14 protein-coding genes are annotated in these 12,638 nt (G+C 63.1%); 11 read left to right on the top strand and 3 right to left on the bottom strand.

Annotated features, from left to right (window positions below; all coding sequences use genetic code 11):
• Positions 1 to 38: 38 nt before the first annotated feature.
• Together repB and repA are read right to left on the bottom strand one after the other, a co-directional pair.
• The gene (gene repB, locus Q5701_RS14360) at positions 39 to 947 is read right to left on the bottom strand and encodes a plasmid partitioning protein RepB (protein WP_306751664.1); all 909 of its coding nucleotides are present in this window, start codon (positions 945 to 947) and stop codon (positions 39 to 41) included.
• Entirely contained in the window at positions 947 to 2,131 is a 1,185-nt protein-coding gene (repA, locus tag Q5701_RS14355; RefSeq protein ID WP_306751663.1) for a plasmid partitioning protein RepA, read from the bottom strand. Before repA ends, repB begins: the two co-directional genes overlap by 1 nt.
• Positions 2,132 to 2,332: 201 nt before the next feature.
• Here repA and Q5701_RS14350 point away from each other — a divergent pair, with 201 nt between their 5' ends.
• From Q5701_RS14350 to Q5701_RS14320, 7 genes are all read left to right on the top strand, one after another.
• Positions 2,333 to 2,572: an AbrB/MazE/SpoVT family DNA-binding domain-containing protein gene (locus Q5701_RS14350; RefSeq protein ID WP_306751662.1), complete on the top strand. Its 240-nt coding sequence runs from the start codon at positions 2,333 to 2,335 to the stop codon at positions 2,570 to 2,572.
• Complete coding sequence (locus tag Q5701_RS14345; protein ID WP_306751661.1) at positions 2,569 to 2,976, top strand: type II toxin-antitoxin system VapC family toxin; 408 nt, start codon at positions 2,569 to 2,571, stop codon at positions 2,974 to 2,976. The genes Q5701_RS14350 and Q5701_RS14345 overlap by 4 nt, the downstream gene beginning before the upstream one ends.
• 464 nt (positions 2,977 to 3,440) lie before the next feature.
• Entirely contained in the window at positions 3,441 to 4,028 is a 588-nt protein-coding gene (locus Q5701_RS14340; RefSeq protein WP_306751659.1) for a DUF2076 domain-containing protein, read from the top strand.
• Positions 4,025 to 4,693, top strand: coding sequence for an exopolysaccharide biosynthesis protein (locus Q5701_RS14335; protein WP_306751657.1), 669 nt, complete (start codon positions 4,025 to 4,027; stop codon positions 4,691 to 4,693). The genes Q5701_RS14340 and Q5701_RS14335 overlap by 4 nt, the downstream gene beginning before the upstream one ends.
• Before the next feature lie 416 nt (positions 4,694 to 5,109).
• A complete protein-coding gene (locus tag Q5701_RS14330) occupies positions 5,110 to 6,486 on the top strand; it encodes a hemolysin family protein (RefSeq protein ID WP_306751656.1) in 1,377 nt (458 codons plus the stop codon).
• Positions 6,483 to 7,523, top strand: coding sequence for a CNNM domain-containing protein (locus Q5701_RS14325; protein WP_306751655.1), 1,041 nt, complete (start codon positions 6,483 to 6,485; stop codon positions 7,521 to 7,523). The genes Q5701_RS14330 and Q5701_RS14325 overlap by 4 nt, the downstream gene beginning before the upstream one ends.
• Before the next feature lie 127 nt (positions 7,524 to 7,650).
• On the top strand, positions 7,651 to 7,950 hold the full coding sequence (locus tag Q5701_RS14320; protein WP_306751654.1) for a hypothetical protein: 300 nt from the start codon (positions 7,651 to 7,653) through the stop codon (positions 7,948 to 7,950).
• Between the two features lie 563 nt (positions 7,951 to 8,513).
• Here the strand turns inward: Q5701_RS14320 and Q5701_RS14315 are convergent.
• Positions 8,514 to 8,774 carry a hypothetical protein gene (locus tag Q5701_RS14315; RefSeq protein WP_306751653.1) on the bottom strand — a complete coding sequence of 87 codons (261 nt, stop codon included), beginning with the start codon at positions 8,772 to 8,774 and terminating at the stop codon, positions 8,514 to 8,516.
• 313 nt (positions 8,775 to 9,087) lie between these two features.
• Here Q5701_RS14315 and Q5701_RS14310 point away from each other — a divergent pair, with 313 nt between their 5' ends.
• From Q5701_RS14310 to ehuB, 4 genes are all read left to right on the top strand, one after another.
• A complete protein-coding gene (locus Q5701_RS14310) occupies positions 9,088 to 9,354 on the top strand; it encodes a hypothetical protein (protein ID WP_306751652.1) in 267 nt (88 codons plus the stop codon).
• A 154-nt stretch (positions 9,355 to 9,508) separates the two neighbouring features.
• Positions 9,509 to 10,897 carry a MocR-like ectoine utilization transcription factor EhuR gene (ehuR, locus tag Q5701_RS14305; protein ID WP_306751651.1) on the top strand — a complete coding sequence of 463 codons (1,389 nt, stop codon included), beginning with the start codon at positions 9,509 to 9,511 and terminating at the stop codon, positions 10,895 to 10,897.
• A 93-nt stretch (positions 10,898 to 10,990) separates the two neighbouring features.
• Complete coding sequence (gene ehuA / locus Q5701_RS14300) at positions 10,991 to 11,776, top strand: ectoine/hydroxyectoine ABC transporter ATP-binding protein EhuA (protein WP_306751650.1); 786 nt, start codon at positions 10,991 to 10,993, stop codon at positions 11,774 to 11,776.
• 23 nt (positions 11,777 to 11,799) lie between these two features.
• Positions 11,800 to 12,621 carry an ectoine/hydroxyectoine ABC transporter substrate-binding protein EhuB gene (gene ehuB, locus Q5701_RS14295; RefSeq protein ID WP_306751649.1) on the top strand — a complete coding sequence of 274 codons (822 nt, stop codon included), beginning with the start codon at positions 11,800 to 11,802 and terminating at the stop codon, positions 12,619 to 12,621.
• Positions 12,622 to 12,638: the final 17 nt, after the last annotated feature.

Here is a 12,638-nt window from a genome sequence, read left to right as displayed (position 1 = left end):
CCTGTGCCTCCTTGGTTGCTTCTGCTGGGTGATGCTTGCTACGTCAGGCTTTTCAGCCAGTCGTCGTGAACGTCGGCGATGTGATCGATCAGCCAGTCCGCAAAGTCGCGGCCCTGAGCCTCTAATTCGATCACGATTTTTGCCTTGCCTCGCCGGACCTTGCCCAGCGGGCGGCCATCAGCGGTGCGCAATGGCTGGACCGCGGGCCGGGCAGGGGACGCGCTGATCGCGGAAAGAACCGCGGCAAAGCGCGCGTCGGAATCGCTGCCCTTGGCAGAATTCACCAGATCCGCCACCGATCGTCCTTCGGCCCTTTTCGCCAGGGCCATCCAGCGATCCCGACCCGCCGACGGGGCCGCACCAATGGCCTTGATCAAGGGCTCGGGAAGGGCGTCGATCACCGAAAGCATCCGCGAGATCACCGTCTTGTCGATCGACAGCGCGTCGCAGACCAGCTTGCGGTCATAGCCCGCCCCGACCATCTGCCGGGCGAAATTGGCCTTTTCGATAAAGCTCAGATCCTTGCGGGCCGAGTTTTCCTGTCCTTGCGCCACCACCAGTTCGCGGTCGTTCAGGCTGCGGACCATGGCCTTGACCGGCAGCCCCAGCTTGCGCAATGCGGCCACCCGCCGTCGCCCGAAAACGATATCATACCGACCCTCGGCATTTGGCGAATGACGCAGCAGGATCGGAACCTGCTGGCCATACTCCTTGATCGACGCCATCAGGGCCTCGATCCCCTGGGGGTCTTCATCCAGGCGGTCGTCCAGGCCCGCGCTGTCGATCATGTCGCCCGGAACCTCGATGATCGCGCGGTTCTTCAACTCGCTGATGGATTTCGAGACCGCGCCGATCGCACCCCGATCCGAACGGGGCAGGGCAGGGCGGCCTTCGGCCGGGGCAGGGGGCGCGGCCATCAGGTTCTTGAGCAGGTCCTTGCGTGCCATCACATCCCCTTCCGGCCCCAGGCGGCCTGTATCAACCCTTCTATCTCGCCGTTGACGGCGTTCAGGCTTTCCATGGCGCGTTCATAGGTCGCGCGGGTAAACTGCGACTTTTCAACCTCGTAAAGGGTCTGCTTGGTGATCCCGGCGTCCGAGATCGCGGTCGACTTCAGGACCGGATGGTTCAGGACATGATCCCCGAACATCGACCGCATGAAGCTGACCATCTGGTTCTGCGGTCCATCGCCCGGCTCGTATCGGGTGATTACATAGCGCATCCAGTCATAATCCATGCTGCCGCCCGCATCCGCGACCACCCCCAGCAGGTTCGATGTCATCAGCAGGAACTGGCACATCGACATTACGTCCAGCATCTGCGGATGCACCGTCACAAGAATGGCGGTCGCCGCCGACAGGGCGGACATGGTCAAAAAGCCCAGTTGCGGCGGACAGTCGATCACGATGACATCGTAATCGCCTTCGACCTCGGCCAGAACGTCGCCGATCCGGGTGAAGAAATAGTTGCCGGACCGTTCGCGCAACGCCATGGGGGTCGTATGCTCGAACTCCATCAGGTCCAGGTTGCCGGGAATCAGGTCCAGGTTGGTGAAATAGGTTTTCTGGATGATGTCGCGCAATGGCGCGGGGTCGTCATAGCGGATGGAATCATACAGCGTGCCGCCGTCGGTCAGATCCAGTTCCGGCTGCACCCCATGCAGTGCCGACAGGCTGGCCTGCGGGTCAAGGTCGATGGCCAGCACGCGATATCCGTCAAGGGCCAGCTTTTGCGCCAGATGGGCGGCCGTCGTGGTCTTGCCAGATCCACCCTTGAAGTTGATCACCGTGATGACCTGCAAATGATCCTGCCCGCGCCGGCCCGGCAGGTAAGTCCCAGGGGATTTTGCCCCCTTTTCAAGCATTTCGCGCAAGGCCTGGATATCGGCGGGCGTGTAATAGCGGCGACCCCCGGCTCGGGTTTCCGGTGAGGGGCCTTTGCCCTCGAGATCTAGCTTGCGCAGATAGGCATCCTTCACACCCAGCAGGTCGGCAACCTCGCCCGAGGTGAACTTGCGCAATTCCCGTCTGGCATCGGGAGGAAAAAGCTGTTCACGATGCGCGTGCAGCCGTTCGGACAAGGCAGCGGCGTGGGCGCCCACCAGCTTGTCGATGCGTGTCTTGGGCTGCATTATCCCCATGCCGCCGTCCTTTTCTGCAAGGCTTGTGTCGGTTACGCTTTAAGCCGTCTTATTCAGTTTATGGCGTAATTTATTGTTCTCTTTTTCGATTCTGGCAAGGGCCTTCTTGGCAACCCTCCTTTCCCGGCCGTCTATCTTGTCTTCGCAGACCTCGGCATGGTATTACTGCAGGTAATACCAGGGAGGTTCATCATGCGCATCACCATCAAGGGTCAGGTCACCATCCCGCAGACAGTACGGGATTTCGCCGGGCTTCAGCCGGGAACCGAGGTCGATTTCATCATCGGCGACGATGGTGTGGTTCGTGTGGTCCCGGCGGGGCAGGGTGTCGAGCACAAGGCCATGCGCCTTGACGCCGTGATCGACGGACTGACCGGCAGCGCGGACAGCCGCCTGTCCACGAACGAGATCATGGCCCTGACCCGCGAATGACGCCGGTCCTGGTCGATTCCAACATCCTGATCGACATTTCTACCCAAGATCCCGAATGGTCGCCCTGGTCAGCAAAGGCCTTGAGGCAGGCCGGGCAGGACGCGCGGCTTGTCATCAACCCGCTGATCTATGCCGAACTGTCCGTGGCGCACAGTCGGATCGAAACGCTGGACGCCCTGCTGCCCGAGGATGTCTTTCACCGCGAAGCCCTGCCCTGGTCGGCCGCCTTTCTGGCGGGCAAGGCGTTCCTGGCCTATCGCCGCCGCGGTGGCGCCCGCGCGTCGCCTTTGCCCGACTTCTACATCGGCGCCCACGCCGCCGTTCGCGGCTACCGCCTGCTGACCCGAGACCAAGGGCGATACACAACCTATTTCCCGACGCTGACGGTCATTTCTCCTGCTTGACTGGGGGAGGGGTGGGGGAAGCGGTGAAATACAGTTTTGGATGGTACTATAAAACGGTCGTTTGATGATCGTTCCATAGTAGGTCTTTCACGTCGCGGTAGGCGAAAGAGGCAGCGTTTCCTTGCGCTGCTGTTGTCTGCAGGCCTCCCAAACTTCGGATCCTCCCGGATGTTACCTCTTTCAGGTAAGGGGCTCATTTACACGTCTAGACGCTCATCCCTAATCCGCGGGGTGATCCGCATGGACGACGAAATTGGCGGATGTAGGACAAAAAGTGTCCTCCTGGTTAGTCGTAACGAGAAGGGCAGGGGGGTAACTGGGGGTAACCGGGGCAGATTGCGGGGCACGGTATTGCGCTTGTGATCTTGGTCTGATTCAAAATCGTATGGGCCTGTCATCGGATGATACCTTTGGGACGCTGAGCGCCGACAGTTTGCGTCGGCAGACAAGAAGGAGAAGACGTCATGGACCATAACGACAGGCAAGCCATCGAGGGGCTGTTTGGCAAGCTCGGCCAGGCCGCCCAAGCCCAGCCTCATCGCGACCCCGAGGCCGAGGCGCTGATCGGCGACCTCATCGCACACAATCCCGGCGCGGCCTACTACCTGGCCCAGACGGTGATGGTGCAGGAACAGGCGCTGAACGCGGCACAAGAGCACATCCAGCAACTGCAGCACCAGCCCCAGCCCCAGCAGGGCGGCGGCCTCCTCGGGCGGCTCTTTGGCGGCGGCCAGCCGCAGGCGCCGCGGCCCATGGCTCAGCGGCCGCAGTCCTCTCCCTATGGGCAGCAGGGCTACGGTCAGCAAGGCCACGGGCAGGCTCCGCAGGGCGGCAGTCCCTGGAACAGCGGCCGCCCGTCCGGCGGCGGCGGCTTCATGGCGGGCGCCGCGCAGACCGCCATGGGCGTGGCGGGCGGCGTCCTGCTGGGCAATGCCCTTGGCGGCATGTTCGCGGGCGACGCGTCTGCGGCGGAAGCCCCCATCGAGGAGCCGATGGATGACGAGGCCGGCTATGACGACGCGGGCTACGACGATGGCGGCGGCGAGGAATGAGCGACGGCAGTCAGCCTGCACTCTCCCCGGCGTCAGAGGAAGATGCCGGGGACGAGGACCGAAGTCGGCAGCCCCTGTCTCGGCTGATTGACCGGCTCGCCGCCCGAAGGGCTTCGGACAGGCTGACCCTTACCCTGCTGGTCGCGTGGTTTCAGGACCGCGCGACCTTGGCGCTGTTGATGATCTTCGGCATCCTTAACATGCTGCCGAATCCTCCGGGATCATCCATGATCCTGGGGATGCCCATGCTTTACCTGTCCCTGGCGATGCTTCTCGACCGGCGGCCCTGGTTTCCTCGCGTCATTATGGAGCGAGGGATATCGTCCGCGATGGTGGCCACGATCGCGGCCCGCGCCTCGCCTGTTCTGCGCCGCTGCGAACGCCTGATGAGGCCCCGGCTTCACGCTCTGAGCGAAGGTTGGGCATACCGGGTTTCGGGTCTTCTGTGCCTGATCCTGTCGATCATCCTGATCCTGCCGGTGCCGCTCGGGAACATCCCTCCTGCGGCCTGCATGACGGCACTCGCGCTTGCCTTGGCCATGCGCGACGGGTTGGGGGTGCTGTTGGTCTGGGCCTTGTCGCTGACCTGCCTGGTCCTGATGTCGGGCATCATCGTTGCCACAGTCCTTCTGGTCGCCAGAGTTGCGACTGGATTTCTTTCCTGAGCCATGGAGTTCCCCTTGCTGTCCGAATGGATATCGAGTCCTGCCGCATTTGCAGGCCTTGCCGCGTCCTTCACCATGTCTGTCGTAGTTCTGACAACCCGTCTGCTACATCTGCTGGCCTGCGAGACGGTACCGGCAAAAGTCCCCCCCACCGCCCGCCGCGCGAAGGGAAGATCATGGAACGGCTGATTGAACGTGGGCTGTTTGCCGGCCATGGATTGGATCGCCAACCACGCCAAGTCGCTCAAATACCGTAAGGCAGTTCCCTCGTGATCCGCTTGTCATAGATTGCCCGCCAGAAGGCGTGCCAAATCCTTTCCAGACGTCATCTTTCCTGAACACCCACAAAGGTAGCAAAACACGATGCACCCCAGCCCCGAGCCGATCCGCCCCCGAAGTTGCCGGAGGACCCGCCGATGATCGAGGCCCTTCTGCTGCTTCTCATCGGAACCCTCGTGATCCTGGCGATCATTGCCGTCAACGGATATTTCGTGGCCCAGGAATTCGCCTATATGTCCGTGGACCGCGCGCGGCTGGCGGCGCAGGCGGGGCAGGGCGATGCCGCGGCCAAGCGGGCGCTTGCAGTGACGCGCCGCACCAGCTTCATGCTGTCGGGCGCACAACTGGGTATCACCGTCACCGGCCTTCTGGTGGGCTTCGTGGCCGAGCCGCTGGTTGGCCAGTCGCTGGGGGTGCTTCTGGGCGGCATGGGCATCCCGACCGAGGTCGGGGTTGCAACCGGCACGATGCTGGCCCTTTTCGCCGCCACGATCATCCAGATGATCTTCGGCGAGCTTTACCCCAAGAACCTGGCCATTGCCGATCCCGAGCCGCTGGCCCGAAAGCTTGCCCGCTCGACGCTGATATACCTGACCGTCTTCGGCTGGCTGATCGGGCTGTTCGACAAGGCGGCCAACCTGCTGCTGCGTGCCCTGCGGATCGAGCCCGTGCATGATCTCGACGTCACCGCCTCGGCCGACGACCTTCATCACATCATCCAGGACTCCCGCGACAGCGGCGATCTGCCGGTCGAGCTGTCGTTGATGATGGACCGGATCCTCGACTTTCCGCAGCAGGATGTCGAACATGCCATGGTGCCGCGTTCCCAGGTCGATTGGGTCAGTCCCGAGACAACGCTGGAGGAACTGCGCGCCATGATGGCGCGTGCCCATACCCGCTATCCGGTCATCGACGGCGAGGATACGCCGGTCGGGGTCGTTCACCTAGCCGATGTCCTGTCCCCTCAGGCGTCAGGGGGCACGGGCGGAACCGTTGCGGATGTGATGCGGAAGCCCTTGGTGATCCCGACGCTGATGCCCTTGCCGGACGCCCTGGCCCTGCTGGCCTCGTCCAACAACCAGCTGGCTTGTGTCATCGACGAATATGGCGGTTTCGCAGGCGTCCTGACGCTTGAGGATCTGGCGATGGAGGTCGTGGGCGAGATTTCGGACGAACATGACGACAGCCCCAGCGACGGGGTGACGCCAGAGACTGAGGACAGCTGGCTGATCGACGGCGACGTCCATCTCGACGAGTTGCGCCGCACCATTGGCCGTGATCTGCCGCAACCCGACGTCGAGACCGTCGCCGGGCTGCTGATCGCCGCACGTGGCGCGCTGCCCGCCGAGGGCGAGCGGGTCACGATCCCGCTGCCCGTCGATCCCGCCGAACTGGTGGATCGCAATCCCACCCGCTGGCTTCTGGAGGTCGAGGTTCTGCGCATCGAGCGCCATGTTCCGGCCCGGCTGCGAGTGCGGCTGGTGGAAAGCCAGATGACCGGGGACGACGCATGAAAGACCCCCTGATCGTCACCCTGGTGACTGTGGCCCTGATCGCGCTCAGCGCACTGTTCGTCATCATCGAGTTCGCTTTGCTGGGCGCCCGCCGTCACCGGCTCGAGGAACTGGCGCCGACCAGACGGTCTGCCCGCGCCGCCCTGCGCGGCATGAACGACCTGACGCTGATGCTGGCGGGCGCGCAGCTTGGCATCACCGTCTGCACCTTTGCGCTTGGTGCAGTCACGAAACCCGCCCTGGACGCCTGGATGGGGCCGGTGCTGGTTTCCGTCGGACTGCCCCTCTGGCTCGCGGGCGGCATGGCCTTCGCGCTGTCAATGTTCGTGGTGACCTTCCTGCATCTGGTCGTTGGCGAGATGGCGCCGAAGTCCTGGGCCATTGCCCATCCCGAGCGCTCCGCGATGACGGTGGGCCTGATTGCGCAGGCCTACGTGTGGCCGCTTCGCCCACTTTTAAGATGGGTGAACCGGCTTGCAAACCGGCTGGTCGAGGCCAGCGGCGTCGAGCCGGTCGAGAAGGCTGCTGTCGGTGGCCGCGACGCGGCGACCATCCGCCAGCTGGTCGAGCATTCGGCCAAGTCGGGAACACTGGCCCCCGAAGTGCAGCAGCAGCTGTCGGGCCTGATCGACCTGGGAACCCTGCGGGTCTCCGCGTTGGTTGGTATGGGCAGGGATCTGACGCAGGTCGGACCAACGGCGACGGCCGCCGATGTTCGTGCGGCAGGCCTTGCCTCAGGGCATATGCGCATCCTGATGACGAAGCAGGGTTCTGTTCCCACCATCGTGCATGTGCGCGATGCCCTGCTGTTGCCTGACAGCAGCCCTGCCGCCCCCATCGCCCGTCCGGCGCATGTCCTGGACCCCAGGATGCCGGTCTACGAAGCCTTGTCCCGGATGCGCGCCGCAAGTGTGCAGTTGGCGGTGGTCATGGAAGACGACCGCCTGCTGGGGGTCATCTCCCTGTCCGATATCGTCAGGCGGGTTCTGCCGACTGGAAAGATCGCGACCTCGGCACCCGCGGCGGCGCTTGCATGATAAAGGGGCCGCGGGTCAGGTGGGAAAGGTTCATGGAGCGAACCTCCCTGTGCCCGGGGATCCTTTTGGGCCGAGACGCCGCTGCCGAACATCGGCGACCGGGGCATGCCATGCGGCGGATGCTGCGATGACAAGGCTGCGGGCATTCTGGCGGGGCGATCTGCCGCTTGATGAGGCTTTCTGGACGTGGACGGTGACGATCGGGCTGACAATCAACCTGTCAGCCATCATCGCGCTTCTGACACTGACAAGTCTTGACCGACCCTGGGAAGCCTTGATTGCCGGCTATGCGTTTACTCTGCCCTACAACATCATGGCGGTCATCGGCACCTGGCGATCAGCCGAGCGTTATCGAGGTCCGACTATATATGCGGATCTTGCGCGGGGAGCCAGTGTCATCCTGATGACCGTGTTGAGCCTGGTGTAGTCTCACTGCAGACATTCCTCGTCCGCAGTTCGGCCAGCGATTGCGGGATCAGCACGGCATCCACTGCTGTCCGCGAGAAACCAGGCGCTCCATAAAACTCGTTGACACCAAAAGCGGCAGTCAGTGAGTTGACCGGGGGTGCCATGCCGGACTGGGTGCCGAGTGGAGTTAGAGCTTTTCGCAAACGCTTCACAGTCCAGGTCTTTGATGAAGTCCATTAAAGCCAGCCGGTCGCATAGCCGTAGAGTTGGTGGACATACGCGCGCAGCAGCGTGCGCTTAGCTGCGGAAGGATTGCGGCTCTCTGCCGCCTCGGCTGTGTCGGGAAAGTAGCAAGCCAGAACCGCCAGGCAAGCCGCCTTTTCCTCGGCGAGGGACCGAGCAGCGGACGTCTGGCAGCTCCAACAAGCAAGGTGCGAGCTTCCTGTCGATCCATCGCAGTGCTGGAGATCATCGCACGGGGGTGATTGACAGTCTAGAAGGGCCTGCAATCTGCCATGCAAGTTCGCAGCCGATACTGATCCTGCGCACCGTCTCTTGCGAGCCGACGGCAGATCACAGTCTTCACCGTGAGACATGCCTTGCTGCAGCCATGTTGGCCTTCGTGACTGCGGCGGTCAGATGGTCAGGGCACGACCTCCGGCGATGGTCATCAAGATGTCCGACCGGCTTGGCGACGATCGCGGCCAGAAGGCCGCCGTGGACGAGCTTGGACGCGGCCTCCTGCCAGCGGGGCATGGACGCGGCGGGTTTTTGAACGCCCTGCCGCTCCAGCCAGATCCCGCAGGCCATCACGAGCACACCAAGGAACTTGTGCCATGCCATCGGGGTGCCACAGCGGAGCTCCGCTGCTTCTACGGACCCATCCACAAGGCTTTCGGAACGCTCGACGCCGATACCTAGAAGGCGCTCGAACAGGAGCTTCTCGCCGCCATGGCCCGCTTCAACACGGCCACAGACGGCCCGCTGCGCCTGCCGTCAGCCTATGCGGAGATCGTTCTCGCCAAAAGGCTAAGCAGCACTCCCGATCACGTCAACCTCGGGCCCCGCCCTGGCGAGCCCGCCCCCTCATCCCAGCCTCTCCCGGCCCGAGACCCCTTAGCATCATCTCCCTCAGCTCAATCCGGAAAGACCACTCATGACCGCCTACCACATCACCCCTATCACCAGCGTCTACACGAGCGTGTATGGCGATGATGCCTTTGACTCCTACAGCACCGGCCCAGACTCGCTTACCGTGGATGCCCACGCCTTTCTGGTCGCCGCGGGCGGCTTCGGCGCCAGAGGTGCGCATCTTGCCAACATCGGCGCGCTGACGTCAGAAAGACAATTCGGACCTTTAGGAACTTGGTGCCCATCACGTGGTGGATGCCCTTGCGATCTGGGTAGAGTGTCGGCCGCATGACCTTTGCGGCATAAGTCCGCCCTCTTGACCCGAGCTGTTGGTTGGGCAGAACCGGATCAGCTTTTATATTGAAACCGGTCGTTGGGTCGCTGGACCAAACGCATGACAGCGCACGAGCCATTGCCAAATCACTAATTTGAGCTAATGTCGTATCATGACAATCTGGCGCCCTGATCCCAAGTTATTGCACCGGCCGGCTTATCTGTCGCTGGCTGAGCAGTATGCCCGTGCAATCCGTGACGGGCATCTGGCTGCGGGGACACGCCTGCCGCCCCATCGCAAGCTTGCCGATGACCTTGGCCTGTCGGTCCAGACCGTGTCGCGCGCCTATGAGGAACTGATCCGCCGAGGCCTTGTGGCGGGCGAGGTCGGTCGCGGATCCTTTGTCCTGCCGGCTGGGGCCGAGAATGCCCCGCCCTACCTGGCCGAGCGGCAGGGCGGATTGATTGACCTGTCGATCCTCAAGCCTGTGACCGGGCGGATGCATGTCGAAACCTTCCGCAAGGGTCTCCACTGGGTGGCCGAGAACCTGTCCGTTCCGGCGGCGCTGTCCTTTCGACCCAGTTCAGTGCTGCCGCAGCACAAGCAGGTGGCCGCCGACTGGCTGCGGCGCGGGGGCATCGACACCGCACCCGAGAACATCACTCTGACAGACGGCGCGACATCGGCCATAACCACCGCCGTGATGAGCTCGGTTCCCCCTGCGGGAACCCTGGCGGCGGCTTGCCTGACCCATCACCTGCTGATGCCCTTGTGCAAGTATCTGGGCCTGCAGCTGGAAGGGCTGCCCATCGACGCAGACGGCATCATTCCCGAAGCGCTTGATCATCTGGCCCGAAAGGGTGGTCTGCACGCTGTCTATATGCAGCCGTCTGCGATCAACCCCCGGGCAGTCTTGACCAGTCTCGAACGTCGCGCCGAACTGGCCGAGGTCGCCCGGCGCCATGATCTGCTGGTGATCGAGAACGACATGCTGAACGTCATGATCGAGGATCGGCCAACCCCCATGGCGGTGCTGGCGCCTGAACGCGTGCTGCACATCAACGGCTTCACCAAGTCCACGCTGCCTGGCCTTCGGGTGGCCTGGTTGGTATCACCCCCGCGTTGCGCCCTGGCCACCGCCAACCGCCACCTGGTCACCAACTGGATGGCGACGCCCGCCATGGTCGAACTGCTCAGTCACTGGATCACCGACGGAACCGTTGACCGCCTCATCGGCTGGCAACGCGAGGCGCTGCGCGAACGCCATGCCATCGCGCGCGAGGTGTTGGGCGCAGCATCCTTCAGCGCCCATCCGCAAGGCCTGCATATCTGGCTGCACGTGCCGCCGGGCCGCAGCGAGGATGAATTCGTCGCCCAGGCCCGGCAGCGCGGCGTGGCCGTGGCATCTGGTCGGGCTTTCCGGCTTGGGGATCGGGACCGGCGCGATGCGGTGCGGATCGCCTTGGGATCGACCGATGCCGATGATCTGCGGCGCGGCCTGTCACTGGTGGCGGAAACGCTGGATAATCCGTCCGAGCCGGTTCTGTCGCTTATTGGGTAGGCAAGACATGAGGAATGATTGTCATGATTTAATTTCGTTATTGACCTGATTTAATTGCGCTGCAAGGTTTATCCCCAGAACAGGAGAAAGACTTTGGACCAGCCGATCATCAGCATCCGTGACCTGCAAAAGTCCTTTGGGACGCTGACGGTCATCAACGGCCTCAGCTTTGACGTGATGAAGGGGGAAAAGCTTGCCCTGATCGGCCCATCCGGTTCGGGCAAGACCACGATCCTGCGGATCCTGATGACGCTGGAGCATATTTCAGGGGGCCGGATCGAGGTTTGCGGCCAGCCGCTGTACCACATGAACAGGAACGGTGCCGAGGTGCCGGCGAACGAAGCGCATCTGCATCAGATGCGCCGCCATATCGGCATGGTCTTCCAGCACTTCAACCTGTTCCCCCATAAGTCGGTGTTGCAGAACATCACCATGGCGCCGATCCTGACCAAGGGTGAGAAACGCCCCGATGCAGAACGGCGGGCGCGGGAATTGCTGGACATGGTGGGTCTGGCCGACAAGGCCGATTACATGCCCGCCCAACTGTCCGGCGGCCAGAAGCAACGCGTGGCCATCGCCCGTGCCCTGGCCCTTCAGCCGCAGATCATGCTGTTCGACGAGGTGACTTCGGCCCTTGACCCCGAACTGGTCGAGGAAGTGCTGGAGGTCATGAAGCGCCTGGCCAATGAGACCGACATGACCATGCTGCTGGTCACGCATGAAATGGGCTTTGCCCATGATTTCGCCGACCGCGTGCTGTTCTTCGACAAGGGCCGGATCGTCGAACAAGGCCCGCCTGACCAAATCTTCACCGCGCCGCAAGAGGACCGCACGAAGTCCTTCCTGCGCAAGATCATCGCCGCCGGACAGCGCGTGTGATGCCCATCAAACAGGAGAGAACAATGAAGACATGCCTGATTGCCGCCCTTCTTCTGGCGGCGCCGCTGCCCGCCCTTGCAGACAAGCTGGACGACCTGAAGGAAGCGGGCACCGTCCGTATCGCCATCGGCAACGAGCCGCCTTTCACCGCCATCGGCGCCGATGGCAAAGTGTCGGGCGCAGCCCCCGATGTGGCACGCGCGGTCTTTGCAGCGCTTGGGGTGGCCGATCTGGAGGCCTCGATCGTCGATTACGGCGCAATGATCCCCAGCCTTCAGGCAGGCCGCGTCGACGCGATCACCGCGGGCCTGTTCATGAAGCCCGAACGCTGCGAGGCCGTTGCTTATTCCCAGCCGATCCTGTGCGATGCCGAAGCCCTGCTGCTGCCTGCAGGCAACCCCCAGGGCTTCCAGTCCTATGAGGATTTCGCCAACGATCCCGAAGCCCGGCTTGGTGCCCCCGGCGGCGGGACCGAGGAAAAGCTGGCGCTTGACGCGGGCGTGCCGCGCGACCGGCTGGTCGTCGTGCCCGATCCGCAATCGGGGCTGAAGATGGTGCAGGACGGCCGTATCGATGCCTATTCGCTGCCCGTCCTGTCGCTCAATGATCTGCTGGCGAAATCGGGCGACGACAAGCTGGAAGTCTTCGCGCCGGTCGTGGGTGCCCCGGTTTATTGCGACGGAGCGGCCTTCCACAAGAACGATACCGCGCTACGTGATGCCTTCGACGTGGAATTGGCCAAGCTGAAGGAATCGGGCGAGTTCGCGAAGATCATCGAACCCTATGGCTTCTCGGCCCAGGCTGCGATCTCGACCGACCGCGACACGCTCTGCGCGCAGGAATGATCCGAAGGGGCGGGACC

It is taken from the genome of Paracoccus actinidiae (genome assembly GCF_030863885.1).
In the GTDB taxonomy this organism is placed as follows: Bacteria; Pseudomonadota; Alphaproteobacteria; order Rhodobacterales; family Rhodobacteraceae; genus Paracoccus; species Paracoccus everestensis.
The sequence above is the reverse complement of the archived record's forward strand: the minus strand, read 5'-3'. Positions and strand labels throughout refer to the sequence as shown.

What these genes read in the sequence shown, in the direction of transcription:
- Q5701_RS14340 (WP_306751659.1), top strand. Translation starts at nt 3,441, where the DNA reads ATGGACCATAACGACAGGCAAGCCATCGAGGGGCTGTTTGGCAAGCTC.
- Q5701_RS14330 (WP_306751656.1), top strand. Translation starts at nt 5,110, where the DNA reads ATGATCGAGGCCCTTCTGCTGCTTCTCATCGGAACCCTCGTGATCCTG.
- Q5701_RS14335 (WP_306751657.1), top strand. Translation starts at nt 4,025, where the DNA reads ATGAGCGACGGCAGTCAGCCTGCACTCTCCCCGGCGTCAGAGGAAGAT.
- ehuB (WP_306751649.1), top strand. Translation starts at nt 11,800, where the DNA reads ATGAAGACATGCCTGATTGCCGCCCTTCTTCTGGCGGCGCCGCTGCCC.
- Q5701_RS14350 (WP_306751662.1), top strand. Translation starts at nt 2,333, where the DNA reads ATGCGCATCACCATCAAGGGTCAGGTCACCATCCCGCAGACAGTACGG.
- Q5701_RS14320 (WP_306751654.1), top strand. Translation starts at nt 7,651, where the DNA reads ATGACAAGGCTGCGGGCATTCTGGCGGGGCGATCTGCCGCTTGATGAG.
- repB (WP_306751664.1), bottom strand. Translation starts at nt 947, where the DNA reads ATGGCACGCAAGGACCTGCTCAAGAACCTGATGGCCGCGCCCCCTGCC.
- repA (WP_306751663.1), bottom strand. Translation starts at nt 2,131, where the DNA reads ATGCAGCCCAAGACACGCATCGACAAGCTGGTGGGCGCCCACGCCGCT.
- Q5701_RS14315 (WP_306751653.1), bottom strand. Translation starts at nt 8,774, where the DNA reads ATGGCATGGCACAAGTTCCTTGGTGTGCTCGTGATGGCCTGCGGGATC.
- Q5701_RS14345 (WP_306751661.1), top strand. Translation starts at nt 2,569, where the DNA reads ATGACGCCGGTCCTGGTCGATTCCAACATCCTGATCGACATTTCTACC.
- ehuR (WP_306751651.1), top strand. Translation starts at nt 9,509, where the DNA reads ATGACAATCTGGCGCCCTGATCCCAAGTTATTGCACCGGCCGGCTTAT.
- Q5701_RS14325 (WP_306751655.1), top strand. Translation starts at nt 6,483, where the DNA reads ATGAAAGACCCCCTGATCGTCACCCTGGTGACTGTGGCCCTGATCGCG.
- Q5701_RS14310 (WP_306751652.1), top strand. Translation starts at nt 9,088, where the DNA reads ATGACCGCCTACCACATCACCCCTATCACCAGCGTCTACACGAGCGTG.